General features: G+C 72.9%; 26 protein-coding genes. 10 read left to right on the top strand and 16 right to left on the bottom strand.

The window, feature by feature from the left end:
* Window positions 1–34: 34 nt before the first annotated feature.
* Entirely contained in the window at window positions 35–229 is a 195-nt protein-coding gene (gene rpmI, locus QFZ82_RS31440; RefSeq protein WP_018848956.1) for a 50S ribosomal protein L35, read from the bottom strand.
* A 121-nt stretch (window positions 230–350) separates the two neighbouring features.
* Window positions 351–992 carry a translation initiation factor IF-3 gene (gene infC / locus QFZ82_RS31435; RefSeq protein WP_307716354.1) on the bottom strand — a complete coding sequence of 214 codons (642 nt, stop codon included), beginning with the start codon at window positions 990–992 and terminating at the stop codon, window positions 351–353.
* Window positions 993–1,343: 351 nt separating this feature from the next.
* Here infC and QFZ82_RS31430 point away from each other — a divergent pair, with 351 nt between their 5' ends.
* Window positions 1,344–1,721, top strand: coding sequence for a DUF1844 domain-containing protein (locus QFZ82_RS31430; protein ID WP_307716353.1), 378 nt, complete (start codon window positions 1,344–1,346; stop codon window positions 1,719–1,721).
* A 13-nt stretch (window positions 1,722–1,734) separates the two neighbouring features.
* On the opposite strand, the gene QFZ82_RS31425 is transcribed toward QFZ82_RS31430, so the two are convergent.
* From QFZ82_RS31425 to QFZ82_RS31415, 3 genes are all read right to left on the bottom strand, one after another.
* Window positions 1,735–2,469 carry an SseB family protein gene (locus tag QFZ82_RS31425; protein WP_307716352.1) on the bottom strand — a complete coding sequence of 245 codons (735 nt, stop codon included), beginning with the start codon at window positions 2,467–2,469 and terminating at the stop codon, window positions 1,735–1,737.
* Between the two features lie 141 nt (window positions 2,470–2,610).
* A complete protein-coding gene (gene mycP / locus QFZ82_RS31420; RefSeq protein WP_307716351.1) occupies window positions 2,611–3,828 on the bottom strand; it encodes a type VII secretion-associated serine protease mycosin in 1,218 nt (405 codons plus the stop codon).
* The gene (locus QFZ82_RS31415; RefSeq protein WP_307716350.1) at window positions 3,825–4,679 is read right to left on the bottom strand and encodes a hypothetical protein; all 855 of its coding nucleotides are present in this window, start codon (window positions 4,677–4,679) and stop codon (window positions 3,825–3,827) included. The genes mycP and QFZ82_RS31415 overlap by 4 nt, the downstream gene beginning before the upstream one ends.
* Window positions 4,680–4,776: 97 nt before the next feature.
* On the opposite strand from QFZ82_RS31415, the gene QFZ82_RS31410 reads away from it, so the two are divergent.
* A complete protein-coding gene (locus QFZ82_RS31410; protein WP_307716349.1) occupies window positions 4,777–5,274 on the top strand; it encodes a hypothetical protein in 498 nt (165 codons plus the stop codon).
* Between the two features lie 521 nt (window positions 5,275–5,795).
* Window positions 5,796–6,998: an amino acid deaminase/aldolase gene (locus QFZ82_RS31405; RefSeq protein ID WP_307716348.1), complete on the top strand. Its 1,203-nt coding sequence runs from the start codon at window positions 5,796–5,798 to the stop codon at window positions 6,996–6,998.
* 18 nt (window positions 6,999–7,016) lie between these two features.
* On the opposite strand, the gene QFZ82_RS31400 is transcribed toward QFZ82_RS31405, so the two are convergent.
* Both QFZ82_RS31400 and QFZ82_RS31395 read right to left on the bottom strand, forming a co-directional pair.
* Window positions 7,017–7,658: an NAD(P)-dependent oxidoreductase gene (locus tag QFZ82_RS31400; RefSeq protein WP_307716347.1), complete on the bottom strand. Its 642-nt coding sequence runs from the start codon at window positions 7,656–7,658 to the stop codon at window positions 7,017–7,019.
* A complete protein-coding gene (locus tag QFZ82_RS31395) occupies window positions 7,649–8,671 on the bottom strand; it encodes an EamA family transporter (protein WP_373429354.1) in 1,023 nt (340 codons plus the stop codon). The genes QFZ82_RS31400 and QFZ82_RS31395 overlap by 10 nt, the downstream gene beginning before the upstream one ends.
* 27 nt (window positions 8,672–8,698) lie before the next feature.
* On the opposite strand from QFZ82_RS31395, the gene QFZ82_RS31390 reads away from it, so the two are divergent.
* On the top strand, window positions 8,699–9,493 hold the full coding sequence (locus tag QFZ82_RS31390) for a MarR family transcriptional regulator (protein WP_307716345.1): 795 nt from the start codon (window positions 8,699–8,701) through the stop codon (window positions 9,491–9,493).
* 131 nt (window positions 9,494–9,624) lie between these two features.
* Here QFZ82_RS31390 and QFZ82_RS31385 read toward each other — a convergent pair whose 3' ends face one another.
* The 4 genes from QFZ82_RS31385 to QFZ82_RS31370 are packed head-to-tail and all read right to left on the bottom strand — an operon-like array spanning window position 9,625 to window position 14,226.
* Window positions 9,625–10,659, bottom strand: a complete 1,035-nt coding sequence (locus tag QFZ82_RS31385; protein ID WP_307716344.1) for a DUF2510 domain-containing protein — start codon at window positions 10,657–10,659, stop codon at window positions 9,625–9,627.
* Window positions 10,660–10,690: 31 nt separating this feature from the next.
* Window positions 10,691–11,476 (bottom strand): 3-oxoacyl-ACP reductase, encoded by a 786-nt coding sequence (locus QFZ82_RS31380; protein ID WP_307716343.1) that lies wholly within the window; start codon window positions 11,474–11,476, stop codon window positions 10,691–10,693.
* Window positions 11,477–11,482: 6 nt separating this feature from the next.
* A complete protein-coding gene (locus QFZ82_RS31375; protein WP_307716342.1) occupies window positions 11,483–12,847 on the bottom strand; it encodes an aldehyde dehydrogenase in 1,365 nt (454 codons plus the stop codon).
* 8 nt (window positions 12,848–12,855) lie between these two features.
* Window positions 12,856–14,226, bottom strand: coding sequence for a glutamine synthetase family protein (locus tag QFZ82_RS31370; protein ID WP_307716341.1), 1,371 nt, complete (start codon window positions 14,224–14,226; stop codon window positions 12,856–12,858).
* A gap of 78 nt (window positions 14,227–14,304) precedes the next feature.
* Between QFZ82_RS31370 and QFZ82_RS31365 the strand changes: the two genes are divergently transcribed.
* From QFZ82_RS31365 to QFZ82_RS31355, 3 genes are all read left to right on the top strand, one after another.
* Window positions 14,305–15,045 carry a FadR/GntR family transcriptional regulator gene (locus tag QFZ82_RS31365; protein ID WP_307716340.1) on the top strand — a complete coding sequence of 247 codons (741 nt, stop codon included), beginning with the start codon at window positions 14,305–14,307 and terminating at the stop codon, window positions 15,043–15,045.
* A 192-nt stretch (window positions 15,046–15,237) separates the two neighbouring features.
* On the top strand, window positions 15,238–16,704 hold the full coding sequence (eat, locus tag QFZ82_RS31360) for an ethanolamine permease (protein WP_307716339.1): 1,467 nt from the start codon (window positions 15,238–15,240) through the stop codon (window positions 16,702–16,704).
* Window positions 16,705–16,709: 5 nt separating this feature from the next.
* Complete coding sequence (locus QFZ82_RS31355; protein WP_307716338.1) at window positions 16,710–17,417, top strand: gamma-glutamyl-gamma-aminobutyrate hydrolase family protein; 708 nt, start codon at window positions 16,710–16,712, stop codon at window positions 17,415–17,417.
* Window positions 17,418–17,520: 103 nt separating this feature from the next.
* On the opposite strand, the gene QFZ82_RS31350 is transcribed toward QFZ82_RS31355, so the two are convergent.
* Entirely contained in the window at window positions 17,521–18,447 is a 927-nt protein-coding gene (locus tag QFZ82_RS31350; protein ID WP_307716337.1) for a LysR family transcriptional regulator, read from the bottom strand.
* A gap of 70 nt (window positions 18,448–18,517) precedes the next feature.
* Here QFZ82_RS31350 and QFZ82_RS31345 point away from each other — a divergent pair, with 70 nt between their 5' ends.
* Window positions 18,518–19,648: a TDT family transporter gene (locus QFZ82_RS31345; protein ID WP_307716336.1), complete on the top strand. Its 1,131-nt coding sequence runs from the start codon at window positions 18,518–18,520 to the stop codon at window positions 19,646–19,648.
* Here the strand turns inward: QFZ82_RS31345 and QFZ82_RS31340 are convergent.
* The 4 genes from QFZ82_RS31340 to QFZ82_RS31325 form a co-directional block, all read right to left on the bottom strand.
* Window positions 19,599–20,333 carry a helical backbone metal receptor gene (locus QFZ82_RS31340; RefSeq protein WP_307716335.1) on the bottom strand — a complete coding sequence of 245 codons (735 nt, stop codon included), beginning with the start codon at window positions 20,331–20,333 and terminating at the stop codon, window positions 19,599–19,601. The genes QFZ82_RS31345 and QFZ82_RS31340 overlap by 50 nt on opposite strands.
* Window positions 20,334–20,337: 4 nt before the next feature.
* Window positions 20,338–20,931 carry a helix-turn-helix domain-containing protein gene (locus QFZ82_RS31335; protein ID WP_177150993.1) on the bottom strand — a complete coding sequence of 198 codons (594 nt, stop codon included), beginning with the start codon at window positions 20,929–20,931 and terminating at the stop codon, window positions 20,338–20,340.
* A gap of 288 nt (window positions 20,932–21,219) precedes the next feature.
* Window positions 21,220–23,064 (bottom strand): ABC transporter permease/substrate binding protein, encoded by a 1,845-nt coding sequence (locus QFZ82_RS31330; protein ID WP_307716334.1) that lies wholly within the window; start codon window positions 23,062–23,064, stop codon window positions 21,220–21,222.
* Window positions 23,057–24,214 carry a glycine betaine/L-proline ABC transporter ATP-binding protein gene (locus tag QFZ82_RS31325; protein WP_307716333.1) on the bottom strand — a complete coding sequence of 386 codons (1,158 nt, stop codon included), beginning with the start codon at window positions 24,212–24,214 and terminating at the stop codon, window positions 23,057–23,059. The genes QFZ82_RS31330 and QFZ82_RS31325 overlap by 8 nt, the downstream gene beginning before the upstream one ends.
* Window positions 24,215–24,463: 249 nt before the next feature.
* Between QFZ82_RS31325 and QFZ82_RS31320 the strand changes: the two genes are divergently transcribed.
* Together QFZ82_RS31320 and QFZ82_RS31315 are read left to right on the top strand one after the other, a co-directional pair.
* Window positions 24,464–25,369: a 5'-3' exonuclease H3TH domain-containing protein gene (locus tag QFZ82_RS31320; protein ID WP_373429454.1), complete on the top strand. Its 906-nt coding sequence runs from the start codon at window positions 24,464–24,466 to the stop codon at window positions 25,367–25,369.
* A gap of 69 nt (window positions 25,370–25,438) precedes the next feature.
* On the top strand, window positions 25,439–26,284 hold the full coding sequence (locus tag QFZ82_RS31315) for a siderophore-interacting protein (RefSeq protein ID WP_307716331.1): 846 nt from the start codon (window positions 25,439–25,441) through the stop codon (window positions 26,282–26,284).
* The last annotated feature ends 19 nt before the right edge of the window (window positions 26,285–26,303 follow it).

The following is a 26,303-nucleotide window of genomic DNA, read 5'->3' as shown; positions in this document are numbered from 1 at the left end:
GGCGTCCCGTCCCCTGCGTCGGGGACGGAGGACGTCACTTGCCGAGAAGCTTCTTGATCTTCGCGGCGTCGCCCGGGGCCATCTCGGCGTTGCCGGTGAGGCGGCGCGTCAGACGGGACGACTTGTGCTCGAGCAGGTGGCGCTTGCCGGCGCGCTCACGGAGCACCTTGCCGGAGCCGGTGATCTTGAAGCGCTTCTTGGCACCGCTGTGCGTCTTGTTCTTCGGCATCGCGCCGTATCTCCTCATCAGTGGCGCTCCCCCGGTGCGGGCACCGGACTGCGGGAGCGTCAGATCTTCGTTGTGGGTTCCGGGCGGGACCGGGGGCCGCCTGTCCGGCTGGCCCCGCGGGTCACCCCTCGGAGGATGTGTCGGCCGGGGCGTCGGCGTCCTGCGAGCCCTGGCGCTCCGCCTTGCGTGCGGCCTGGGCCTCACGGGCCTCGGCCATGGCCTCGGTCTTCTTCTTGTGGGGGCCGAGAACCATGATCATGTTCCGGCCGTCCTGCTTCGGGTTCGACTCGATGAAGCCGAGGTCCTCGACGTCCGCCGCGAGACGCTGCAGAAGACGGAAGCCAAGTTCGGGGCGGGACTGCTCACGACCACGGAACATGATCGTGATCTTGACCTTGTCGCCCTGCTTGAGGAACCGGACGACGTGACCCTTCTTGGTGTCGTAGTCGTGCGGGTCGATCTTCGGCCGGAGCTTCATCTCCTTGATGACCGTGTGCGCCTGGTTCTTGCGCGCCTCACGGGCCTTCATGGCCGACTCGTACTTGAACTTCCCGTAGTCCATGAGCTTGCACACGGGCGGACGGGCGTTCGCCGCGACCTCGACCAGGTCAAGGTCGTACTCCTGCGCAAGCTCCAGGGCCTTGGCAAGCGGAACAATCCCGACCTGCTCGCCGCTGGGACCGACAAGTCGCACCTCGGGAACGCGAATCCGGTCGTTGATGCGGGGCTCGGCGCTGATGGATCCTCCTAAGTAGCACCACACGACCGCCTGGCAGACAGCCGCGTAACGTCTGTTTCGTCAGACCAACCGCGCCGGAACACGAAAAATGCCCCGGACGGGACACAGGCGGCTGCTCCATGAATACCGGAGCACCGCCGCGGTGGACCGCGGGGCGCACATCGGGCGACTCCATCGTCCGTACGGAACGATGGGCGCCGCCTGACCGGTGACCCGCCGCCCGGAGGGCGGCCAGGTGGGAGATCGGAGCCTCCACTTGTGGGCTGGGCACGCAGGTGTCCAGCCGGTCGTCACACAAGGTTAGCAGCTCCCGGGCGATGCGGCTAACCGGTGGCCGCGGCGGTGACCTGCGCGGCGGGGCATATCGTGTGCGTCATGAGTGACGCGACCTCCCCCCAAGAGCCCTCCGCCCAGGAGGCCCCCGACTTCGACGCCATGACCCGCGACATCGCCGAGGTCCCCGCGGTCGAGGTGATCGTCACGGTCGCCGTCAACCTGATGAGCGCCGCCGCCGTCAAGCTCGGTCTGACCGAGGACGGCGATGACCACAAGGACCTCGACGAGGCCCGCAAGCTGGTGCACGCGCTGGCCGGTCTGCTCGACGCGAGCACGACCGAGATCAGCTCCTTCCACGCGGCTCCGCTGCGCGACGGACTGAAGTCGCTGCAGCTCGCGTTCCGCGAGGCGTCGCTGGTGCCGGACGAGCCGGGCCAGGGACCGGGCGAGAAGTACACCGGCCCGGTCTACGGCTGACCTGTTCGGAGACCTACTCCCTGACGTAGAAGGGCCCGCCCGGAGGGGTGGCCCCGGCCGGCAGCAGTGCCAGGTCGAGGCCCCGCACCAGGCGGGCCCTCAGTACGTCGTCGGACGCCAGCGCCTCGGCGACACGTCGCCCCGCCTCGGCCGGGACCGCGTCCGGCGCGAGGACGAGCGCGAGGGTGCCGTCAGCGTCACGGCCGGGCCCCAGGTGCGCGCGCAGGACGGCGGGCTCGGCGGCCAGCCTGTCGCGCACGGCGGCGGTGACGGCCGGATCGGCGAGGGGGTCGGTGCTGGTGCGGCCCTCGGCGAGGGCGAGCAGGGCGTGTCCGGTCAGCTGGTACGGGACCGGGCCGGCCAGGTCGATGACGAGCGTGTCCGCCTTCTCGTGCGCCGCGGCCTGGAGCGCCTGGTGCAGCGGGACGGCGACGGGGCGGGCCTCGGGGTCCCACAGGGCGAGCGAGGCGAGCGAGGTGAACGCGGGCAGGGCGCGGCGATCACCGGCCGTCAGGGTGGGCACGGCCATGTCGCTGGTCTTCTCGCGACGCAGCCCGTTCTCGTCCTCCTCGACCTCGCCGAGGACGGCGACGACGGGGACGAGGAGCCGTGCGCTCCTGAGCGCCTCCAGCACGGGCCGTTCAGCGGTGCGGTCCTCGGCCCAGGCGGCGAGCGCCGCCTCCAGGGAGGGGTCGGCGGTGCCGTCGTCGTCGGAGAAACCGGGGTCCGGGATGTTCTTGAGCGCCACGCGTCGAGCCTAACGTCCTGCTCGTGACCGCCGGCGCGCGCCTCTCGTCAGGAAGGGGCCGCGGGCCGCGGCCTCCGCGGTCGCGGGTTGCGGCGGTCCCCGGCTCGCGCGTTGCGCGGCGGCCGATGGTCCCGGCTCGCGTCAGAAGGAGCCGCCGTGGCTCCGGCGGCCTCCGCTCCAGAGCACGACGGCCGCGGCGAGGGTGAGCACGCCGAGGCCGCCGGCCACGGGGGCGAGCCAGCCTGCCGGTTCGACGCCGTCCTCCTCCGGGTCGGGGCCCCGGCCGAAGTACCGCTCGTCGTAACCGGACGCAGCCGCCTTCAGGTCGCCGGGCCGCAGCCGCGCACCTTCGGTGATCGCCGCTGCCGGATCGACGAACCCGTAGCCCCGGGAGTCGTCGCGGCCGCCCTCGGGGGCGTTGCGGGCCGTGTCGCGCAGGAGCTTCTTGATCTGGGCCGGGGTGAGGTCCGGGTGGGCGGACCGGACGAGGGCGACGGCGCCGGAGACGAAGGCCGCGGCGGCGCTGGTGCCCCAACCCTGGTAGTACTTCCGGTCCGGGTCGGCCAGCACGATGTCGACGCCGGGGGCGCTGACCGTGGCGTACCAGCGGCGGGTGGAGAAGGAGGCGTGCGTCCCGAAACGGTTGACCGCCGTCACCGCGATCACGCCCGGGTAGGCGGCGGGGTAGGAGATGTGGTCGCCCTTCTCGCCGCCGTTGCCCGCGGAGGCGACGACGACGGCGCCCTTGGAGAGGGCGTACTGGACGGCGGCGTCCTCGCCCGCCTCGGGGTGGGCCGACTCGCTGTCGTCGCCGAGCGAGAGGTTGATGACGTCGGCACCTTGGTCGGCCGCCCAGCGGATGCCCTGGGCGAGGGCCGTGCCACGTGACTTGCGGGCCCGGTCACGCGCCTTGTCGCCGCCTTCGAGGATGACGCGGACGGGAAGGATCTTCGCCTCCGGGGCGATGCCCATCACGCCGGCCTCCTGGCCGGGGCCGTGCCCGTGGGCGGCGATGATGCCCGCCATCGCGGTGCCGTGACGGGCCCAGGGGCGGTCGCCGCGCTGGGCGCCGAAGCCGATGAAGTCCTTGCCGGGCAGCACGGATCCGGCGAGGTCGGGGTGCTGGTCGTCGACGCCCGTGTCCAGGACGGCGACCGTGATGCCCTCGCCCTTGGTCGTCTGCCAGGCCTGGTCGGTGTGGAGGGCGTCCAGGCTCCACTGCTGGGCGCGGATCGCGTCGGCGTGCGCGGGCGTCGCGGCGGGCAGCACGGCGAAGGCCGCGGCGACGAGTGCGGCGCTGAGGCGGTGGCGGCGCGGGTGGAGACGGCGAGGGCGCGGGACGCGCGGGTGGAGGCTCATTCGGTCTCCTCCGCGGCACGGCCGACGGCGGTCCGCAGGCCCCGTTCGATGCGGTCGGCGATGCCGGCGGCGTCGTGGCCGAGCCCGGACTGCGCGGGGGCGGTCGTCGCGCCGTCCGCCTTGGCCTCGTCGGCGGGCTGCGGGTCGGGGACGGGGCGGCCGTCGGCGAAACCGGAGACGGCGTAGACGACGACGGGCGCCTCGGTCACGACGTCGACGGTCCAGCTGGCACGCTGCTCGTCGCCGAATCCGGCAGCGACCGTGCCCTTGGCCGGCAGCGTGCGGGGCATCAGGTCGGTGCGCTCGCCGAGCCCTTCGGTGGCGAACCGGTTGTGGAGCGCGAGCATGCCGCCATGCTCGGCCTCGGTGAAGACGAGGCCGACCGTGGTGACGCTGCTCGCGGTCGCGTCGGTGTACGTGGCGCGCACGACACGGGCGCAGCCGACCGGCTCCAGCGTCTTGACGAGCAATGGGTCGAGCGCGGGTGCGCAGCCGCTGTCCGGGGCGACGGCGATCCGCGTCCAGACGCGATCGGCCCCGCCGGGTCCGGCGCCGTTGCCCTTGAGGGTGGGCGGGAACAGCTTGTCCACGGGGACGCTGTGCCACATGGCGCGCACCTTCCCGTAGGTGTCGCGCTCGGCGGTGTCGGCGCTGGAGTCGCCGGTGAGCCACAGGCCGGTCACGGCGCCGCCGATGAGCCCGAGCCCGAGGACGACGCAGGCGACGGCGCCGATGGTCCGCGCGGGGTGCCGGGTGCGTACGGGCCGCAGCCGCGTGGTCAGTTCGGTGGGGGCCTCGGGCGGGGCCCAGTGATTGGCGGGCGGGCGGGGCGCACCGGGCCGCGGCGTCATGTCGACGTGTCCGACGGGCCTTCGCCGCGGCACGGGTGGCACGACCGGCGGCTGCGCTGCGGGGGCGGGTACCCGCCGGGGTCCGGGCGCCGGGGCGGTGGGACGCAGGCGGGTGGTGGTCTCCTCCGGGATGCTCCCGTCCCCCGGCGGGGCCCAGGGAGCACCGGCGGTCGCGGGCGGCGTGGGGCGCTCGGGGGACACGGCGGGGCGGGGCGGACTCGTACGGAGCGTGTCCGGGGCGGATGCGGGCGGCGGGGTCGCCGGCCCGGCGGCAGGCGCGGGCGTGGCGGCCTGCGGTGGCGGCGCCGACGGCCCGGCGGGAGCGGGCACGGCCCGGGTGGCCTGTGGGGTCGCTCCCGTCGCGGGCGCGGCGGCGTCGCGAGCGGGGGGCGGCGTGGTCCGCTGCGGGGACACGCTCGGACGCGACGCGGGCGCCGGAGCGGCAGGCGCGGGCCGTGGCGTGCGCGGGGCGGACCCGGCACGGGAGCCGTCGCCCGAACGTTCGGCGCCAGGCGCGGTCATGCCGGGGCGCGGTGTCGCGGCCCCGGCGGCAGGCGGCTGTGCGGCGGGCGTGCCGGACGCGGCCGCGGGCTGACCGGGCTGACCTGATGGGGCAGCCGTGTCCGCCGCGCGAGGTGCGGTGCGCTGGGGCGCCACCGTCTGTGGCGCCACTGTGGGACCGGAGCCGCCGGACCGGTCCTGGGAGGGCACGGCAGGCCCGGGCGCGGCCGGAGCCGGTGTGGACGCCGGAGCGGTCGCGGCCACGGATACGGATGCCGGAGCGGGCGCCCCCGGCGCGGCACTGGGCGGCAGCGAGGAGGACGGGTCCGGGGTGGGCGGTTCGGGTGGGAGGAGCGCGTCGGCGATGCGGGAGCGGGGCGGGGGCTGGGCGCCGGAAGGGCGTTGTGCCTCCGTGCTCATTCCGCCCCCCGTTGCTCGACACGTACCACCGACGGATCACCGTTCGGGGCAGGCCTGTTCGCCACCTCGTGCAGGCCACTGTGCATGTCACTCTAACGGGCTGCGCTGGGCCGGACCGCCATGCGGCGGGGGGTCCGGGGGATCTGCCCAGAACATCCCCTACCCCGGGGTAATCCGGTCTGGCAAGCTCGGCCCATGACTCCCCGTCCCGCAGACCGGGCCCGCTACGACAAGGCCACCGCGCATCTGGACGCCCCTGTCGCGATCGTCGACCTCGGGGCGTTCGACGCCAACGCCGACGACCTCGTCCGCCGGGCCGCAGGCAAGCCGATCCGGGTGGCGAGCAAGTCGGTCCGGTGCCGGGCCCTGTTGGAGCGCGTCCTGGCACGCGACGGCTTCGCCGGGATCATGTCGTTCACGCTGGACGAGTCCCTGTGGCTGGCGCGGGCCGGATTCGACGACGTGCTGCTCGCCTACCCGTCAGCGGACCGGTCCGGTTTCGCGGAGCTCGCGGGCGATCCCAAGCTTGCCGGGGCCGTGACGGTGATGGTCGACGACCTCTCCCAGCTGGAGCTCATCGACCGGTCCCGTGGCGGCGGCAAGGAGGAGATCCGGGTCTGCCTGGAGCTGGACACGGCGCTGCACCTGCTCGGCGGCCGGGTGCGGATCGGCGCCCGCCGGTCGCCGATCCGCGAGCCCGCCCACATGGCCGAGATCGCCCGGTCCGTGGTGCGGCGGCCGGGTTTCCGGCTGGTGGGCCTGATGGCGTACGAGGGCCACATCGCGGGGGTGGGTGACTCGGTCGACGGTTCGCCGCTGCGGTCGCGGGCCGTACGGCTCATGCAGCGCGCCGCTCGGGTGGAGCTCGCCGCCCGCCGGGCAGCCGTGGTGCGGGCGGTGCGTGCGGTGGAGCCCGATCTGGAGTTCGTCAACGGCGGCGGGACCGGGAGCGTCCAGCACACGGCGGAGGAGGACGCGGTCACGGAGATCGCGGCCGGTTCGGGCCTGTACGTGCCGCGACTGTTCGACAACTACACCTCCTTCTCCGGGCGTCCGGCCGCATTGTTCGCACAGCCCGTCGTCCGCCGGCCGGGCGTGGGTGTCGTGACTGTACTCGGCGGGGGCTATCCCGCGTCGGGGGCGGCCGGGCCGGACCGGCTGCCGGTCCCCCACCTCCCGGAGGGCCTGCGTTACGACCCCAAGGAGGGGGCGGGCGAGGTGCAGACCCCGCTGATCGGGCACGCTGCCGACGATCTGCTGATCGGTGACAAGGTGTGGTTCCGCCACGCGAAGGCCGGTGAGCTGTGCGAGCGCTTCGACACCCTGCACCTGGTCGAGGGCGAGCGGGTGACGGGCACGGCGCCGACCTACCGGGGTGAGGGCCGCACCTTCCTGTAGCGGTCGGCATGACGGAGGTCAGTACGCCACGGTGAACCGCGCCCGCCGGTGCCGGGGCCGCTCCGCCTCGTCCAGCAGGGCCACGGCGAAGTCCTCCATGGATATGGCGGAGCGGCCCTCGTCGTCGACGAGCAGTTCGTCGCGGCCCAGCCGGTAGTCACCGGTGCGCTCGCCCGGCTCGAGCAGGGCCGGCGGGCTCAGATACGTCCAGTCCGCGTCGGACGCGAAGGCCCGGCAGGCATCGAGCTGCGCGGCGCAGGCGGCGGCGATCGGCCCCAACTCCGACGGAAAACCGGGCCCTTCGGCCAGGGTGAGCGGCCCCTTGCCGGGGAGCGTGAGCGATGCGGCGCCGCCGACGAGGAGGAGCCGTACGCCGGTGCGGGCGACTCCTGCGAGCAGCGCCTCGGCGGTCGCCACGAGCTCCCGCTCACGGCCGGGCGCCGGTCTCGTCGCACTGATCACGAGGTCCTGCCCGGCACTCGCGCGGGCGACGGCGTCCGGGTCGGCGGCGTCGGCCACGTGGGGTCGGGCCCGGTGGGGCAGGTCCGCGAAGCGATCCGGGTGCCTGACGACGGCGGTCACGTCGTGTCCCCGGGAGAGCGCCTCGGTCACGGTCCTTCGTCCGACGTTCCCCGCGGCTCCGAAGACGGTCATGCGCATGGCTGGGCTCCTTGCTGTCGTGCCCCCCGGCCGGTGGGGGTCGGGGTACCGCCGTGGCCGGTGGCCCCGGCCGAGGACGGGACGGGCTGAGGCACGGCGGCGGAAGCGGCTGCCGTACGAGGGGATGGCTGCCTCTGCGTCTGCGCGGCTATGAGGGCGGCGACGACGACGATGCCGCCGACGGCCTGGAGGCCGTTGAGCCGCTCGCCGGCGACGATCAGGCCGAGCACGGTCGCGACGAGCGGGCTCAGGAGCCCGAGGAAGGACACCGCGGTCGGCGGCAGTGCGCGGATCCCTCGGAACCAGAGCGCATAGGCGACGGCCGCGCCGATGAGTGACAGGTAGGCGTAACCCAGCACGTTCTGCGTGGTCAGGCCGGCCGGGGGCGGACCCTCGACGAGCAGCGCCACCGGGAGGAGCAGCAGTCCGCCGGCGACGAGCTGCCACCCGGTCGTGGCGAGCAGCGGTGCGGGCGAGGTCCACCGCTTGGCGAGCACCACGCCGGTGGCCATGACCAGGGCGCCGCCGAGGGCGGCGGCGACCCCGAGCGCGTCCAGCCGGGCGTCGGCCTGCAGGACGAGCAGGCTCACGCCGGCGATGCCCGCGACCCCCGCGAGCGCGGTGCGCCGGGTGAGCCGGTCCCCGAGGATCGCGGCGGACAGTCCTGCGGCGAACAGGGGCTGCACGGCGCCCACGGTGGCCGCGACTCCGCCCGGCAGCCGGTAGGCCGCGACGAAGAGGAGCGCGAGGAACACGCCTATGTTCAGCGCGCCGAGAACCAGTGCACGCCACCACCAGATGCCCCGCGGCAGCCGCCGCGTGACGGCCACGAGCAGCAGGCCCGCGGGCAGTGCGCGGATCACCGCGGCGAGCAACGGGCGCCCGGGCGGCAGCAGCTCGGTCGTGACGAGATAGGTGGTGCCCCAGATGGCCGGAGCAAGCGCGGTCAACAGCACGACGCCAAGTCGGCCGTTTCTCAATTGGTTGCTTAGCACTAAGCCAAAGTAACTCATCACTAAGAGATTCGCTAGACTCTTTTCATGGCAGACCACGTGGATCTCGTAGTGAGGCAGTGGGGAGCCCAGCGCCCCGACCTCGACGTGTCGCCCATGGCGGTGATCGGGCGCCTGACGCGGCTCTCCCGCCTCATCGCGTCGGAACTCGGGCAGACCTTCGCCGCCCACGGCCTGGACAGGGCCTCCTTCGACGTCCTCGCCACCCTGCGGCGCAGCGGGCCCGAGCACCGCCTCACGCCCGCGGCGCTGACGCGATCGGCGATGGTCACCTCGGGGGCCATCACCCAGCGCCTGGACCGTCTGCAGGCTCGCGGCCTGGTCACCCGCACCCCGAGCGCCTCGGACGGGCGCGTCGTGCACGTCTCACTCACCGACGAGGGTCTGGCGCTCGTCGACCGGGTGCTCCCCGACCATCTGGCCACCGAGAACCGGGTGCTGGGAGCGCTGGACGAGAGCGGCCGCCACACCCTCGCCGGTCTGCTGCGCGAGTTGCTGGAATCGCTCGGCGACACCGTCCCGGCGGACACCACGGGCTATGCCGAGACGCCGGATTATGAGAACGAGTTCTGCGAAAAACCGTCGCAGGACTTCGGTGAGGGGCCCCTCCGTATCGAGTACGCGGGGCACGGCGACGTGCGGCCGCGGCGCGGCGGCGGGCGCCCGAAGGTGATCGACGACGAGATGCTGGCCACCGCCCGCGCGCTGCGCGACCAGGGTGTGCCGGTCTCCGAGATCGCCGGCCGGCTCACCATACGGACGGGGAAGAACGCGGGCCGGCACCCCTCCGTCGCCTCGCTCTACCGCGCGCTCGCCGAGTGACCGTCACGCGGTCGCCCGATGCACCGTCAGCGCCCGTCGCCTGACGCTCCGTCATATCCCAGCGGGGGGGCACAGTCAGACTCCTCCCCGGTGCGCCGTGATGCGCTCACCCGGTGCGCCGGGCAGGTGCGTCAGCCGGGGCCGATGGTGCTGCCGACGCCGCCGCTGGTGGCGTCACCGATCGGGCGGATGCTGGACGCGATCCTGTCCATGTCGGCGAGCGGGGGTCCGTCCGGTCCGGCGTCGAAGGAGAAGCGCACGACGACCAGCGCCTCCGTGCCCGTGTGGGAGGGGAAGACGAGCGACTGCACATAGCCGCCGGGGCCCGCTCCCGTGACGACCCGCCAGCGCACGAGGTACCCGGAGCGTCCGGCGACGGCGAAGTTCTGCGACTTCACGACGGTGTGCGATGTGATGCCGCCGTGGATGCGGGTGCCGAGCGCGTCCTCGTCGTACGCCTCCTCGGCCGCCTTCTCGATGTCCTGTTCGGCCACGGCCTTCGGTGTGCCTGCGCCGCCGGACTGGGTGGCCGTCATGGAGGTCACCCGGCCGTGCCGGCAGATCGACGAACCGCCGCCCGGACAGTCGTAGGTCTCGTCCGTGTACATCGTCGTGCCGGAGCCGAGAGCGCTGCTCGACTTCTCCCAGCCCTCGGGGATGGGCATGGTGATGCCGTTGAGCTGGTCGACGAGCTCCGTGGAGTCCTCGTCGGCGGTCGCGGTGGGCGACGCGCTCTGCTCCGGCCCCGAGGTCGCCGGGACGGAAGCGGCCGTGGTGGCCGGCGCGGCGTCGGGCGTGCCCGAATCGTCGTCGGCGAGCAGCACGGCGCCGGTGGCGACCGCGGCGACGAGCACGGCGCCCGCGGCGGCCAGCGCCACGACCCGGCGCCTGCCACCGCCCGGGCCACCGGCCGCGAGGGGCTGGGGCACGGCGGGGGGCCCGAATCCACCGCCCTGGCCCTGTGACAGGGCACCGGAGCCGGGGCCGTACGCCGGCTGCCCGGGTCCGTGCCCAGGCATCTGCCCGGGTCCGTACGCCTGCGCCCCGGTGTCCGACGGCGCCTGGGCCGCGCGCGTGTGCGCGGCCCAGACCGAGCCGTCCCACCACCGTTCGGTGCCGGGCGCCTGCGGGTCCGGATACCAGCCGGGAGGGGTCGTCATGCTCATCCGGACACCCTATGCGCGGCACCGGCGGGCACTACACAGGGGTGACGTACGCCCCCGCGATGCCGCCGTCGACCAGGAAGTCGGTGGCGTTGACGAACGACGAGTCGTCGCTGGCGAGGAACGCCACCGCGGCGGCGATCTCCTCCGCCTCCGCGAACCGCCCGACCGGAATGTGCACCAGGCGGCGCGCGGCCCGCTCCGGGTCCTTGGCGAACAGCTCCTGGAGGAGCGGGGTGTTGACCGGCCCGGGGCACAGCGCGTTCACCCGGATGCCCTCCCTGGCGAACTGCACGCCGAGTTCGCGCGACATCGCGAGTACGCCGCCCTTGGACGCGGTGTACGAGATCTGCGAGGTCGCGGCGCCCATGCGTGCCACGAACGATGCGGTGTTGATGATCGAGCCCTTCCCCTGCTGCCGCATGTAGGGGATGGCCGCCTTGCAGCACAGGTAGACCGAGGTCAGGTTGACCTCCTGGACGCGCTTCCACGCCTCCAGGCCCGTCTCCAGGATCGAGTCGTCGTCGGGCGGCGAGATGCCCGCGTTGTTGAACGCGATGTCGACGCTGCCGTAGGTGTCGTACGCCGTCTTGAACAGCGCCTCGACCTGCTCGGCGTCGGTGACGTCGACGCGTACGAACGTCCCGCCGACCTCGTCGGCAGCCGCCTTGCCGGCGGTCTCGTCGATGTCGCCGCAGACGACGTTCGCGCCCTCGGCGGCCAGTCGGCGCGCGGCGGCGAGACCGATGCCGCTGCCGGCGCCGGTGATGACTGCGGTGCGGCCCACGAGGCGGCGGCAGATGGGGGTGTCAACGGTCATGGGTGCTCAGGCCTCCGTGCTGATGAAGACGTTCTTGGTCTCGGTGAAAGCGGTGAGGGCGTCGGGGCCGAGTTCGCGGCCGAGGCCGGACTGCTTGTAGCCCCCGAACGGCGTCCAGTAGCGGACGCTGGAGTGGGAGTTGACGGACAGGTTGCCCGCCTGGACCGCCCGTGAGACGCGCAGCGCACGGCCCACGTCGCGGGTCCAGATCGAACCGGACAGTCCGTACTCGGTGGCATTGGCGAGCCGTACGGCGTCCTCCTCGTCCTCGAACGGAAGCACGGCGGCCACGGGCCCGAAGACCTCTTCGCAGGCGGCGGGCGCGTCGGGCGCGAGGTCGGTGAGGACCGTCGGCGGGAACCAGAAGCCGGGCCCCTCGGGGGCGGTGCCGCGGATCGCCTTCGCGTCGTCGGGGACGTAGGACCGCACCCGGTCCAGCTGGGTCCGGGAGATCAGGGGTCCCATCTGTGTCTTCTCGTCCGACGGGTCGCCGACGACCACGGACTCGATCGCGGGTGCGAGCAGGTCGAGGAAGCGGTCGTACACAGAGCGCTGCACGAGGATGCGGGTGCGGGCGCAGCAGTCCTGGCCGCAGTTGTCGAGGAACGACATCGGGGTGGCCGCCGCCGCGGCGTCGAGGTCGCTGTCGGCGAAGACGATGTTGGGGCTCTTGCCGCCGAGTTCGAGGGTCACCCGCTTCACGCGGTCGGCGCACTTGGCCATGATCTGCTTGCCGACACGGGTCGACCCGGTGAAGACGATCTTGGCGACGCCCGGGTGCTCGACCAGGGCGTTGCCCGCCACGTCCCCGGCGCCCGGCAGCACCTGGAACAGGTGCTCGGGAAGGCCCGCCTCCAGCGCGAGTTCCGCGAGGCGCAGCGCGGTGAGCGGGGTGGTCTCGGCGGGCTTGAGCAGGACGGCGTTGCCGGCGGCGAGCGCGGGGGCGGTGCCCCAGGCGGCGATCGGCATGGGGAAGTTCCACGGCGCGATGACGCCGACGACACCGAGCGGTTCGAGGACGGTGATGTCCAGGCCGCCGGGGACGGGGATCTGGCGGCCGTTCAGGCGTTCCACTCCCCCGGCCGCGTAGTCGAACAGGTCGCGGGCGTTGCCCGCTTCCCAGCGGGCGTTGTTGACGGTGTGCCCGGCTTCCAGGACTTCGAGGCGGGCCAGCTCCTCGACGTGGTCGTCGACGACCGCGGCGAAGCGCCGCAGCAGCCTCGCCCGGTCGGCGGGGGCGGCTGCCGCCCACTGCCGCTGGGCCGCGGCGGCGCGGGTGACTGCGGCGTCGACCTCGGCGGCCGTGGTCGCCGGGACGGTGCGCACGACCTCTTCGGTGGCGGGGTTCAGTACGTGGTGCTGGGCGGTCAAGGAGGGCCTCACATGCGTTCGAAGGAGCGGCGGAGCTCCCAGTCGGTGACCGCTGCGTCGAAGGCTTCGAGTTCGACGCGCGCCATGTTCCGGTAGTGGGCGACGACCTCGTCGCCGAAGGCGGCCTTGGCGATGGGGCTGTTCTCCCAGAGCTCGGCGGCCTCGCGCAGGGTGGTCGGGACGTGTTCGTAGTCGGCGGTGTAGGCGTTGCCCGCACACGCGTCGGGCAGTTCGAGCCGCTGCTCGATGCCGTGGAGGCCGGCCGCGACGAGACCGGCGACGGCGAGGTGCGGATTGACGTCGCCGCCGGGCAGCCGGTTCTCGAACCGCATAGAGCGGCCGTGTCCCACGACGCGGAGCGCGCAGGTGCGGTTGTCGTAGCCCCAGGCGACGGCCGTCGGGGCGAAGGTGCCGGGCTGGAAGCGCTTGTAGGAGTTGATGTTCGGCGCGTACAGCAGGGAGAAATCGCGCAGGGCGGCGAGCTGGCCCGCGAGGAAGTGGCGCATCACGGGCGACATGCCGCCCGGCCCGTCGCCCGCCATGACGTTGGTGCCGGCCTCGTCGATCGACTGGAGCGACAGGTGGATGTGGCAGGAGTTGCCCTCGCGCTCGTTGTACTTGGCCATGAAGGTGAGCGAGACGCCCTCCTGCGCGGCGATCTCCTTGGCGCCCGTCTTGTAGACGGCGTGCTGGTCGCAGGTGACCAGGGCCTCGTCGTACTTGAAGGCGATCTCGTGCTGACCGGGGTTGCACTCCCCCTTGGCGGACTCGACCGTCAGTCCGGCCACCGCCATCTCGTTGCGGATCCGGCGCAGCAGGGGTTCGATGCGGCCGGTGCCGAGGACGGAGTAGTCGATGTTGTACTGGTTGGCCGGGGTGAGGCCGCGGTAGTCGCGGTCCCACGCCTGTTCGTAGGTGTCCTTGAAGACGATGAACTCCAGCTCCGTGCCCACGTGCGCGGTGTACCCGTGCTCGGCCAGGCGCTCCAGCTGGCGGCGCAGGATCTGGCGGGGCGCGGCGGCGACGGGCGAGCCGTCGTTCCACGCGAGGTCGGCGACGAGCAGTGCGGTGCCCTCGTTCCACGGGACGCGGCGCAGCGTGGTGAGATCGGGGTGCATGGCGAAGTCGCCGTACCCCCGCTCCCAGGAGGACATCTCGTAGCCGTCGACGGTGTTCATCTCGGCGTCGACGGCAAGGAGGTAGTTACAGCCCTCCGTGCCGTGTTCGACGACCTCGTCGAGGAAGAAGGGTGCGGCGAACCGCTTGCCCTGGAGCCGTCCCTGCATATCGGGGAAGGCCAGGACGACTGTGTCGATCTCGCCGCTCGCGACGAGGGCGCGCAGCTCCTCGACGGCGAGTGGTGGTGTGCGGTCTGCCACGGGATTACGCCTCCTTGGGTCAGCCGGGAGTCATAAGGTATTGCTGAAGACCATTGCTTGGGAAGGGGAAACGGCGAGGTGGCGAAGACAGGCGGGACGACGGACGGGCCGGCCGACCGGCTCACCCCCGTGCTGCGCCCCGTGCGCGCGGGCAACGGCTTCGAGGAGGCGCTCGAGCAGATCCTCCAGCTGTTGCGGCTCGGGCTGGTCTCCGGCGGCGAGCGGCTGCCCGCGGAGCGGGAGCTGGCCGAGCGGATGGGCATCAGCCGGGTCACGCTGCGCGAGGTGCTCAAGGTGCTGACCGATCAGGGCCTGGTGGAGAGCCGGCGGGGCCGCTACGGCGGAACGTTCGTGCTGCACCGGCCGGACAGCCAGGGCGAGGACGAGCTGCGCCGGCGGCTCGCGGGTGTGGACGTGGACGACACCCTGCGCTTCCGCGAGGTGCTGGAGGTGGGCGCGGCCGGACTGTGCGCGACGCGCGGACTGACCGACGAGTGCGCCGAACGGCTGCGCACGGCGCTGGCGGCGACGCACGACGCGCCGCTCGCGGAGTACCGCAGGCAGGACACGCTGCTGCACCTGACGCTGGCCGAGCTGTCGGGCTCGCCCAGTCTGACCGCGCAGTACGCCGCGGTGCGGGCGAAGCTGAACGATCTGCTCGACTGCATCCCGCTGCTCGTGCGGAACCTGGAGCACTCGCAGCACCAGCACGCGGCACTCGTCGAGGCGGTCCTGGAGGGGGACGCGGACGCGGCGCGAGAGGTGATGCGGGAGCACTGCGAGGGGACGGCGGCGCTGCTGCGCGGCTTTCTGCCCTGAGAGGCGGGCGCGAGGGACGGCGCCGGCAGGGTGGCCGCGGGCCGGTCCACAGGGCGCTGGCGGGCGTCGGCCAGGGGGCCGAGGGCCGATCCGTAACCTCGGCTTTACCCGGAGGGCTTGCGCTGCCGCCGGAGTACCGCAAAGGTGTCCGCACAAACCTTTGACCTGAGCGACCTGAGCCAGGAGCGACCCATGGCTGAAGGCACCACCTCGCGCACCCCGTCCCCCGCGCCCTCCTCGGCCGAGCCCGTGGGGGACGCCTATCTGAACCGCCGCACCCTGCGCAGGGGCAGCGCCGGCTGGCTGCTCCTGACCGGTCTCGGCGTCGCGTACGTCGTCTCCGGCGACTTCTCCGGCTGGAACATCGGCCTCTCCAAGGGCGGCTTCGGCGGACTCGCCGTCGCCACCCTGCTGATGGGCGCGATGTACGCCTGTCTCGTCTTCGCCCTCGCCGAACTGTCCGCGATTCTGCCGACTGCCGGCGGCGGTTACGGCTTCGCCCGTCGAGCGCTCGGCACGTGGGGCGGTTTCCTCACCGGCACGGCGATCCTCATCGAGTACATCCTCGCGCCCGCCGCGATCTCGATCTTCATCGGCGACTACGTCGAATCCCTCGGACTGTTCGGCCTGGAGTCCGGCTGGCCGGTCTATCTCGCCTGCTTCGCGATCTTCATCGGCATCCATCTGTGGGGCGTCGGCGAGGCGCTGCGCTTCAGTCTGGTCGTGACGGCCATCGCCGTCGCCGCCCTGCTGATCTTCGCCCTCGGCGCGTTCACCGAATTCCACGCGGGCGGCCTGGACGACATCCCGGTCGACAAGGACGCCTTCGGCGCGAGTTCGTGGCTGCCGTTCGGTCTGCTCGGCATCTGGGCCGCCTTCCCGTTCGGCATGTGGTTCTTCCTCGGCGTCGAGGGGGTGCCGCTCGCGGCGGAGGAGGCCAAGGACCCGGTGCGCTCGATGCCGCGTGCGCTGGCGATCTCCATGGGCATCCTGGTCCTGCTCGCGGTGCTGACGTTCTTCGCCTCGACCGGCGCGCGCGGCTCGGCGGCCATCCAGGAGGCGGGCAACCCGCTGGTCGTGGCCCTCCAGGGGGACGGCGACCCGACCCCGCTCAGCCGCTTCGTGAACTACGCCGGCCTCGCCGGTCTCGTCGCCTCCTTCTTCTCCCTGATCTACGCGGGCTCCCGGCAGCTCTTCGCCCTGTCCCGGGCCGGGTACCTGCCGCGGTTCCTGTCGCTGACCAGCCGGCGCAAGTCCCCGTACCTGGGGCTGCTGATCCCCGGCGCGATCGGCTTCGCGCTGGCGGCGGGGACCGGAAACGGCGCGCGGATGCTGAACATCGCGGTCTTCGGCGCCACGATCAGCTACGCGCTGATGGCCCTCTCCCACATCGTGCTGCGCCGCCGCGAACCCGAACTCCCCCGCCCCTACCGGACTCCCGGCGGTGTCGTCACCTCGTCCGTCGCCTTCGTGCTGGCGCTGTCCGCGCTGGTGGCGACGTTCCTGGTGGACAAGGACGCCGCCTTCACGGCGCTCGCCGTCTACGCCGTGGCCCTCGCCTACTTCGCGTTCTACAGTCGGCACCGGCTGGTGGCGCAGGCTCCCGAGGAGGAGTTCGCCGCGCTGGCGGCGGCCGAGGCCGAGCTCGAACGGAAGTGAACGCAGTGCACGTGTCGCGTGGGTCCAAGCCGCTCATCGGTGTCAGCACCTACCTGGAGGCGTCCGCGCGGTGGGGTGTGTGGGACATGTCCGCCGCCCTGCTGCCGGCCGCTTATCCCCGGCTGGTCCAGGCGGCCGGCGGCCTCGCCGCGATGCTCCCGCCCGACGACCCGGCGGTCGCCGGATCGGTGGTCGCCCGGCTCGACGGCCTGGTCGTCGCGGGCGGCCCCGACGTCGAACCGGAGCGGTACGGCGCCGAACGCTCGCCCCGCACGGGCCCGCCGGCTCCCGAGCGCGACACCTGGGAACTGGCCCTGATCCGGGCCGCGCTGGCTTCCGGGACACCGCTGCTGGGCATCTGCCGCGGCATGCAGCTGCTCAACGTGGCGCTCGGCGGGACGCTGGTCCAGCACCTGGACGGCCACATCGGGCCGGACGGGGCGGTGGGCGTGTTCGGCGAACACGCGGTGAAGCCGGTGCCGGGAACGCTGTACGCGGGGATCGTGCCGGAGGCCGCGCCGGTGCCGACGTACCACCACCAGGCGGTGGACCGCCTGGGAGAGGGCCTGGTTCCGTCCGCGTACGCGGAGGACGGCACGGTGGAGGCGGTGGAGAGGCCGGGCGACGCGTGGGTGCTGGGGGTCCAGTGGCATCCGGAGATGGGCACGGACGTCCGGGTGATGTCGGCGCTGGTGGACGCGGCGGCGGGGTAGCGCTGCGCGGGGCCTTTTCCTCTCCCCGCCCCTTCCCGTAACCGGGGGCTCCGCCCCGGACCCCCGCGCCTCAAACGCCGGCGGGGCTGGATTTGCCCGCCCCCTACCGCGGCGCCCGCGTCAGCGAGAGCAGGTCGCGGGCCGGGCCCGCGGGGCGTTGGCCGTGGGGCCAGACGGCCCGCAGGTCGCGGTCGAGACGGACCCCCGCCACCGGGATGCGGACCAGGCGGCGCGACGCCAGCTCCTCCGTCACCGCCAGCTCACTGAGCACCGCCGGACCCGCCCCGCTCACCGCCGCCGCCTTCACCGCGGTCGTCGAGGCGAGTTCCAGGAGCGGGTCGGACAGCCCGCCGTACCGGGACAGCGCGGAGTCGAGGACCTGCCGCGTACCGGAGCCGCGTTCGCGCAGGACGAGCGGCGAGGCGGCCAGTTCCTCGGGGGTGAGGGCGGCGCGCCGCCGCCTCGCCCACGCGTGGGCCGGCGCGGCGACCACGAACAGGCGGTCGTGGCCGATGATCGCCCCGTCCAGCCCCTCCGGGACCGCCAGGCCCTCGACGAAGCCCAGGTCCGCCTCCCCGGCGAGCAGCCGCTCCGCGACCGCCGCGGAGTTCCCTGCGAGCAGCGAGACGGCCGTGCCGGGGCGCTCGGCGCGCAGCGCGATCAGCCAGCCGGGCAGGAGGTACTCGGCGATCGTCATGCTCGCGGCCACCCGCAGCCGTGAGTCACGACGCCCCCGCAGCGCCTGCGCCCCCGCGTCGAACGCCTCGGCCGCCTCGACGACCCGGCGCGCCCAGTCGGTCACGAGCGCCCCCGCCTCGGTGAGCCGGGAGCCGCGCGGTGAGCGGTCGACGAGGGCCACGCCGAGCTGGCGTTCCATGGAGCGGATGCGGCTGCTGGCCGCCGGCTGGGTGATGCCCAGCTCGCGGGCGGCACGCCCCAGGCTGCCGTGCCGGGCGACGGCGAGCAGCAGTTCGAGCGCTCCCAGGTCGGGCACGCGGTGGGCGAGCGGCACACGCTCCTCGTCACTCATAAGACCAGTTTATGAGGTGATAGGGAAATGGTCCCTGGTGGGCCGTGCGGCCAGGCGGGAGGGTGACGCCATGGTCACCGTCGCCCATCCCCGCAGCCGCCTGTCCGCCTCGCCCCGGCGACCGCTCGCGGTGCGGCTGCCGTCCGTCAGGGAGCTCGGCCCGAACTGGTACGCGGCGGTCATGGGAACCGCGATCGTCGGCACGGCCGGCGACGCGCTTCCGGTGCGCGTCCCGGGACTGCACACCGTGTGCGCCGCCGTGTGGGCGCTGTCGGCCGTGCTGCTGACGGTCCTGCTGGCGGCCCGTGCCGCGCACTGGGTCCGTCACCGTGACCGGGCCCGCGCGCACCTGCTCGACCCGGCCGTCGCGCCGTTCTACGGCTGTCTGTCGATGGCGCTGCTGGCGGTCGGTGCGGGCGCGCCGACGGTGGGCCGTGGCCTGGTCGGCGGCCACGCGGCCCTGCCGGTCGCGGCGGCGCTGTTCGCGGTGGGGACGGCCGTGGGTCTCGTGGCCGCCGTGGCCGTGCCGTACCTCATGGTCGTGCGCCACAAGGTGACCCCGGGCAGTGCCTCGCCCGTGTGGCTGCTGCCGGTCGTGGCGCCGATGGTCTCCGCGTCCTTCGGGCCGCTGCTGGTGCCGCATCTGCCCGCCGGCCAGGGGCGGGAGGCGCTGCTGCTGGCGAGCTACGCCATGTTCGGGATCAGCCTGCTGGCGACGCTGCTCATCCTGCCGGTCGTCTTCGCGCGGCTCGTGCACCACGGCCCGCTGCCCCTGGCACTGACGCCCGCCCTGTTCCTGGTCCTCGGTCCGCTCGGCCAGTCGACGACCGCCGTGAACAAGCTGGCGGACGTGGCCCCGCGCGCGATCGAGGCGTCGTACGCGCACGGTCTCGGCGCGCTCGCCGTCGTGTACGGCGTGCCGGTGATGGGCTTCGCGCTGCTGTGGCTGGCGCTCGCCGGTGCGATGGTGGTGCGCGCCGCCCGTGCGGGGCTGCCGTTCACGATGAGCTGGTGGGCGTTCACCTTCCCGGTCGGCACGTGCGTGACGGGGGCGCAGACGCTGGCCCGCCACACGGGACTGGTGGCCTACGAGTGGCTGGCGATCGTCCTGTACGTCTTCCTCGCCGTGGCCTGGGCCGTGGCCGGTGCCCTCACCGTCCGGGGTGTGCTGCGCGGGGAGCTGCTCGCAGGGCGGCGCTGAGCACCCCGGGGGCGTCGACCAGGGAGGGCCCGTACCAGGTCAGCGAACGCCCGTCGACGAGGGCGGCGGGCAGGGCCGGGAAGGCCTCGGGACCGTCGTCGGGGCCGAAGGCGTAGGGCTCGTCGGGCAGGACGACCAGGTCTGCGCCGCTCCCCCGCAGCTCGTCGAGCGGGATGCGCGGGTAGCGGTCGGCGTGGCCGGCGTAGACGTTGGCGACGCCGAGCCGGGCGAGCAGGTCCCCGGCGAAGGTGTCGCGGCCGAGCACCATCCAGGGCCTGCGCCAGATCGGGACGACGGCCCGCACGCCGACGACGGGCTCGATGGACGACCAGACCCGCCGGGCCTCGTCGAGCCAGCGCGGCCGGGCGAGGCCGCAGCCGTCGACGAGGACGCGCTCCAGCTCGCTCAGCGCCTGGTCCAGGCCGCGCACCTCGGTGACCACGACCTCGATCCCCGCCGCACGCAGCGCCGCGAGATCGGGCTCCCGGTTCTCCTCCTCGTTGGCGATCACGAGGTCGGGCCGCAGCGCCGCGACGGCCGCCACGTCGGGGTTCTTGGTGCCGCCGACGCGTACGACGTCGAGGCCGGCGGGCCTGCTGCACCAGTCGGTGGCGCCGACCAGCAACCCGGGCGCGGTCGCGGCGACGGCCTCGGTCAGCGAGGGCACCAGGGAGACGACGCGCACGCGGTCAGCCCCGCGGGTCGTTGTTCGCCGCGATGTGGTCGGCGACCGCGACGACGAGGATGCGGGTGTCCGCACTGGTGGCCCGCCAGCGGTGCCGCACGCCGCCGGACAGGAAGAGCGAGTCGCCGCGGCCGAGCCGGTGGGCGCGGCCCTCGGCCTCCACCTCGACGGCCCCCTCGGCCACGTACATCAGCTCGTCGTTGCGGTGCTGGAACTCGCCCTCGGTCTCGCGCTCGCCGCTGTACTCGGTGGCGTGCAGCTGGTGGCGGCCGCGCACCAGGGAGCGGACTCCCGGCGGCGGCGCGCCGGGGTGGGTGCTGTCACCGGCGCGTACGAGGTCGATGGTGCGGGCCGAGTCGGAGGCGGCGAGCAGCGTCTCCGCCGTGGTGTCGAGGGCGTCGGCGACGCGCTGGAGGGAGCGGATGCTGGGGCGGGCGCGCTCGTTCTCGATCTGGCTGAGGAAGGGCACGGACAGGCCGCTGCGGGCCGCGACGGCGGCGAGGGTCAGACGCAGTGCCCGGCGCCGTTTGCGCACGGCCGCGCCCACCCGGAGAGGCTCTTCCCTCTCCTTGGCGTCCTTCGCGTCCTTCGCGTCCATGGGCCGGGCTCCCCTCCCCTGGGTCCTGTATCACCATACGCAGCATTGGCCCATCCGTACTCATCGAGCGCTGGAGTAGCGCGATCACGGCGGTCACGGCCGAAAGGGGTGGGTCCCCTGCCGAGCGGCGGTGCGGCTCGGCAGGGGACCCACCCCTTTCGCGGGTGCGGCGGCGATGCGGCGCGGTTACCGCGGCTACCTCAGGGCCATGCGGTCGGCGATGCCCGGGTTCTTCTCCATCCAGGCCCCTTGAGGTAGTCGAGGGAGTCCACTCCTTCGACGTACCGTTCAGGGCGCGGTCGCGCTCTCCTTGCCGCCTGCGGTCTTGCCCGCCTTGCCTAGGGGGGCCCACTTGTCGGCGAGGCCGGGGTTGTCCTTCAGCCAGGCGCGGACGGCTTCCTGCTCCTTGCCCTTGCCGGTCTCCTGGATCTTCGCCTCGAGGTCCGTGAGCTGCTTCTCGGTCATGCTGAAGTTCTTCAGCCACGCGGCGACCTGCGGGTTGTCGGCGCCGAAGCCCTTGCGCGCGAGCGTGTGCACACCGTCGCCCTTGCCCCAGGAGCCCTTCGGGTCCTTGAGCTTCTTCAGGTCGTAGGTGCTGTACGCCCAGTGCGGCGACCACAGGGTGGTGACGATGGGCTCCTTCTTGTCGTACGCCCGCTTCAGCTCGGCGAGCATGCCGGGCGTGGAGCCGTCGACGACCTCGTACTCGCCCTCCAGGCCGTAGTCCTTCAGGACCTTGTCCTTGAGGAGGCCCATCATCCCGGCGCTCGGCTCGATGCCGATGATGCGGCCCTTGAACTGGCCCGACCTGCCCTTGAGGTCCTCCAGGGAGTCGATGCCCTTCATGTACGACGGGACGGACAGCTCCAGCGAGGTGGGGCCGTACCAGGTGCCCATGTCCTCCAGCTCGTCCTGGTACTTCTCCCAGTAGGAGGCGTGGGTGACGGGGAGCCAGGCGTCGGTCTGGAAGTCGATCTGGCCGCCGGCGAGCCCGGTGTAGAGCGAACCGGCCTCCAGCTGCTTGGTGTCGACCTCGAAACCTCGCTGCTCCAGCAGTTCCTTCCACAGGAACGTGGAGGCGATGCCCTCGTCCCACGGGATGTAGCCGACGGAGATCTTCTTGCCCTGGCCGACGTCCGCCGCGTCCGAGGTGTTCTGCGTCTTCGCGCCGCCGAACATGCCCATGCCGCCCGCGGCGAGCGCGAGGACGACGACGCCCACGACGGCCACGGCGGGCCGGGGGCGGTGGTTCCAGATCTTGACACCGCCGGCCATCGCGCGGGCCTTGGCGAGCGCGCGGCGTCCGAGCGGCGAGACCTGGCGGCCCAACGCACCGGTGATCCGGTCCAGGTACATGGCGAGGATGACGATGGAGATGCCGGCCTCGAAGCCGAGACCGATGTCGACGTTGCCGATGGCGCGGTAGACCGCGCCGCCGAGGCCGCCGCCGCCGACCATGCCGGCGATGACCACCATCGACAGGCCCAGCATGATGACCTGGTTGATGCCGGCCATGATCGTCGGCAGGGCGAGCGGCAGCTGGACGCGCAGCAGGGTGTTGCGCTGGGTGGTGCCGAACGCCTCGGCCGCCTCGACGAGTTCGCCGTCGACCTGCCGGATGCCGAGCTCGGTCATGCGGACGCCGGGCGGCAGGGCGAACACGATGGTGGCGATGATGCCGGGGACGACGCCGACGCCGAAGAAGATGATGCCGGGGATCAGGTAGACCATCGCCGGCATGGTCTGCATGAAGTCCAGTACCGGCCGTGTGACGGCGCTGACGGCCTTGGAGCGCGAGGCCCAGATGCCGAGCGGTACGGAGATCACCAGCGTCACGATGGTCGCGACGAGCACCAGCGAGAGGGTCGACATCGCGTCGTTCCACAGCTCGATGGAGTCGATCAGGGCGAAGCCGGCGAACGCGAGCACACCGGCGAGCAGACCGCGCAGCCACCAGGCGGCCACAGCGAGGACGCCGGCGAAGAGCAGGGGCTCGGGCGCGGACAGGGCCGCGTCGATCCCGTCGTACATCCCGGTGACGAGCGAGCTGATCGCGTCGAACAGCCAGGACAGATGGCGCTGGAGCCAGTCGACACCGCTGTCGACCCAGTCGCCGAGGTGAAGCCTAGGCACTGGCGACCGCCTTGTCCGCGGGGGCGGCCGTCTTCGCGGCTGCGGGCGTCAGCTGCGCGGGCACGTCGAGGGGCGTGCCCGGGTTCATCGGCTCGCCGAGGACCGCGAGCAGCCGCTCCCTCGGTACGACGCCGATGAGCGCGCCGTCGTCGTCCGTGACCGCGACGGCGACGCCGCTGGTGGAGCAGGGAGTGAACAGCTCGAGGATCGGGGTGTCGGCGCCGACCGTGGCGGGGGCCGCGGCCAGCACGTCCTTCGCGACGCGCATCTCCTCGCCGCTGTCCGTCAGGGTGCCGTACACGGTGTCCGCGTCGGCCATGATCGCACCGGCGGTGAGCACGCGGGAGCGGTCGACGTCCTGGGTGAAGGAGGCCACGTAGTCGTTGGCGGGCGTGACGAGGATGTCCTCGGCGGTGCCGAGCTGGACGATCCTGCCGTCGCGCATCACCGCGATCGAGTCGCCGAGGCGCATGGCCTCGTTGAGGTCGTGGGTGATGAAGACGATGGTCTTCCTCAGGCGCTTCTGCAGCTCCAGCAGCTGGTCCTGCATGTCGCGGCGGATCAGGGGGTCGAGCGCGCTGAAGGACTCGTCCATGAGCAGCAGATCGGCGTCGGTGGCCAGGGCACGGGCGAGGCCCACACGCTGCTGCATGCCTCCGGAGAGCTCGTCGGGCCAGGAGTTCTCCCAGCCGGCCAGGCCGACCAGTTCCAGTGCCTCGGCGGCCCGCTCGGCGCGTTCGGCGCGGGGGACGCCCTGCACCTCGAGGCCGTAGGCCGCGTTCTCCAGCACGCTGCGGTGCGGGAAGAGCGCGAAGTGCTGGAACACCATGCTGATCCTGGTGGAGCGCACGGCGCGCAGTTCGCGGGGGCTGAGGGCGGTCAGGTCCTGACCGTCGAAGAGCACGCGTCCGGCGGTGGGCTCCAGCAGTCCGTTGAGCATGCGCAGCAACGTGGACTTGCCGGATCCCGACAGACCCATGACGACGAAGATCTGACCGGGCTCGACGGTGAACGAGGCGTCGATGACCGCCGCGGTCGTTCCGTCGGCGCGCAGCTCGCCTCGGTCGGCGCCGCTCTCGAGCCGGGTCACCGCTTCGTCGGGTCGTCTGCCGAACACTTTGTACAAGTGCTCGGCCTGCAGCCTGGACACATACACCTCACGCGTAGAACGGGGAACGGCCCGCCACCGCCGTGAGCAGGCCGTGGAGCACTGCGGGGTCCGCCCGCTTGCCCGGTGCAATGGTTGAAATTGCGACGGGATTCGCTCCGCTTCCGCGCCTGCCCCGGCCCGAAAAGGGCAAACAGAAAGGTGATCCACTTCACGGCGGAGGTGTCTTGCGGGGGCGGCGGGTCGCTGTCAGTGGGGTACGGCATCATCTTCGATGTGACGCGACGCCTGATGCTCCTCGACACCGCTTCCCTGTACTTCCGCGCCTACTACGGGGTCCCCGACTCGGTCCGGGCTCCCGACGGCACCCCGGTCAACGCGGTGCGCGGGCTGATGGACTTCATCGCACGGCTCGTGCAGGACCACCGCCCGGACGACCTCGTCGCCTGCTGGGACAACGACTGGCGGCCGCAGTGGCGGGTCGACCTCATCCCGACGTACAAGGCGCACCGGGTGGCCGAGGAGCACGAGGTGGGCCCGGACGTCGAGGAGACGCCGGACACGCTGGATCCGCAGGTGCCGGTGATCCAGGAGGTGCTGGCGGCGGTCGGCATCGCCCGCGTCGGCGCCGACGGATACGAGGCGGACGACGTGATCGGCACGCTGACGGCGCGTGCCCCGGGCCCGGTCGACATCGTCACCGGCGACCGCGACCTCTTCCAGCTGGTCGACGACGCCCGCGAGCGGCGGGTGCTCTACCCGCTGAAGGGCGTCGGGACGCTGCAGGTGACGGACGAGGCGTGGCTGCACGAGAAGTACGGCGTGGACGGGCCCGGGTATGTCGACCTCGCCCTGCTGCGCGGCGACCCGAGCGACGGGCTGCCGGGCGTTCCGGGCATCGGCGAGAAGACGGCGGCCAAGCTGCTCGACACGTACGGCGACCTGGCCGGGATCATGGCGGCGGTCGACGACCGCACGTCGAAGCTGACGCCCTCGCAGCGCAAGCGCCTGGACGAGGCGCGGGAATACGTCGCCGTGGCGCCGAAGGTCGTCAGGGTCGCCTCCGACGTGCCGCTGCCCGAGTTCGACGCGTCCCGGCCGAGCGCACCGCGCGACCCGGGCGCGCTGAAGGAGCTGGCGGAGCGGTGGGGACTGGGCGGGGCGGTGGTACGGCTGCTGTCGGCGCTGGAGCGCTGAGGTGCCGAGCCCGCGGAAGTGTTAACTTAGGCAAGCCTAAGCATGCGCACACTTCCAGGGGAGAGCACCGTGGCAGAGCGACCGGCCCGCAAGGCACCGAAGGTCCACGAGGCGAAGGTCTTGCGCACCGAGCGACTGACGCCGCACATGGTGCGGGTGGTGCTGGGCCTCGACGCGTCGTCCTCGTTCGAGATCGGCGGCGAGTACACCGACCACTACGTGAAGCTCGTCTTCCCGGCGGCGGGCGTGCGCTACCCGGAGCCGTTCGACATGGAGCGGATCCGCGAGGAGTTCCCGCGCGACCAGTGGCCCGCCAACCGCACGTACACCGTGCGGTACTGGGACGCGGTGCACCGCGAGCTGACCATCGACTTCGTCGTCCACGGCGACGAGGGCCTCGCGGGGCCGTGGGCGGCGCGCGCCCGCGTCGGCGAGACGGTGCGCTTCCTGGGCCCGGGCGGCGGTTACGCCCCCGCGCCCACGGCCGACTGGCACCTGCTGGCAGGCGACGAGAGCGCGCTCCCGGCGATCGCCGTGGCGCTCGAGCAGATGCCGGCCGACGCGGTGGTGCACGCCTTCGTGGAGGTGGCCGGCCCGGAGGACGAACAGAAGATCGCCGCGCCCGGTGACGTGGAGATCACCTGGCTGCACCGCGGCGACCGCCCGGCGGGCGAGGCGCTGGTGGCCGCGGTGGCGGCGCTGGACTTCCCGGAGGGCGAGGTCAGCGCGTTCGTGCACGGCGAGGCGGGCTGCGTGAAGGAACTGCGCCGCCACCTGCGCATGGAACGCGGCGTCCCGCGCGAGCAGTTGTCGATCTCGGGCTACTGGCGCCTGGGCAAGTCGGACGAGGCGTGGCGCGCGATCAAGCGCGAGTGGAACGATCAGGTGGAGCGCGAACAGGAGCGGGCGGCGTAACCGAGGCCGGTCCGTACCC

The sequence above is a fragment of the Streptomyces sp. V4I23 genome (assembly GCF_030817975.1).
GTDB lineage: Bacteria > Actinomycetota > Actinomycetes > Streptomycetales > Streptomycetaceae > Streptomyces.
The sequence above is the reverse complement of the archived record's forward strand: the minus strand, read 5'-3'. Positions and strand labels throughout refer to the sequence as shown.

Excerpts from the sequence above, each read along its gene's own strand:
- rpmI (WP_018848956.1), bottom strand. The coding sequence starts at position 229 with ATGCCGAAGAACAAGACGCACAGCGGTGCCAAGAAGCGCTTCAAGATC.
- QFZ82_RS31430 (WP_307716353.1), top strand. The coding sequence starts at position 1,344 with ATGAGTGACGCGACCTCCCCCCAAGAGCCCTCCGCCCAGGAGGCCCCC.
- mycP (WP_307716351.1), bottom strand. The coding sequence starts at position 3,828 with ATGAGCCTCCACCCGCGCGTCCCGCGCCCTCGCCGTCTCCACCCGCGC.
- QFZ82_RS31415 (WP_307716350.1), bottom strand. The coding sequence starts at position 4,679 with ATGACGCCGCGGCCCGGTGCGCCCCGCCCGCCCGCCAATCACTGGGCC.
- QFZ82_RS31405 (WP_307716348.1), top strand. The coding sequence starts at position 5,796 with ATGACTCCCCGTCCCGCAGACCGGGCCCGCTACGACAAGGCCACCGCG.
- QFZ82_RS31400 (WP_307716347.1), bottom strand. The coding sequence starts at position 7,658 with ATGCGCATGACCGTCTTCGGAGCCGCGGGGAACGTCGGACGAAGGACC.
- QFZ82_RS31395 (WP_373429354.1), bottom strand. The coding sequence starts at position 8,671 with ATGAGTTACTTTGGCTTAGTGCTAAGCAACCAATTGAGAAACGGCCGA.
- QFZ82_RS31390 (WP_307716345.1), top strand. The coding sequence starts at position 8,699 with ATGGCAGACCACGTGGATCTCGTAGTGAGGCAGTGGGGAGCCCAGCGC.
- QFZ82_RS31385 (WP_307716344.1), bottom strand. The coding sequence starts at position 10,659 with ATGAGCATGACGACCCCTCCCGGCTGGTATCCGGACCCGCAGGCGCCC.
- QFZ82_RS31380 (WP_307716343.1), bottom strand. The coding sequence starts at position 11,476 with ATGACCGTTGACACCCCCATCTGCCGCCGCCTCGTGGGCCGCACCGCA.
- eat (WP_307716339.1), top strand. The coding sequence starts at position 15,238 with ATGGCTGAAGGCACCACCTCGCGCACCCCGTCCCCCGCGCCCTCCTCG.
- QFZ82_RS31350 (WP_307716337.1), bottom strand. The coding sequence starts at position 18,447 with ATGAGTGACGAGGAGCGTGTGCCGCTCGCCCACCGCGTGCCCGACCTG.
- QFZ82_RS31345 (WP_307716336.1), top strand. The coding sequence starts at position 18,518 with ATGGTCACCGTCGCCCATCCCCGCAGCCGCCTGTCCGCCTCGCCCCGG.
- QFZ82_RS31335 (WP_177150993.1), bottom strand. The coding sequence starts at position 20,931 with ATGGACGCGAAGGACGCGAAGGACGCCAAGGAGAGGGAAGAGCCTCTC.
- QFZ82_RS31320 (WP_373429454.1), top strand. The coding sequence starts at position 24,464 with ATGCTCCTCGACACCGCTTCCCTGTACTTCCGCGCCTACTACGGGGTC.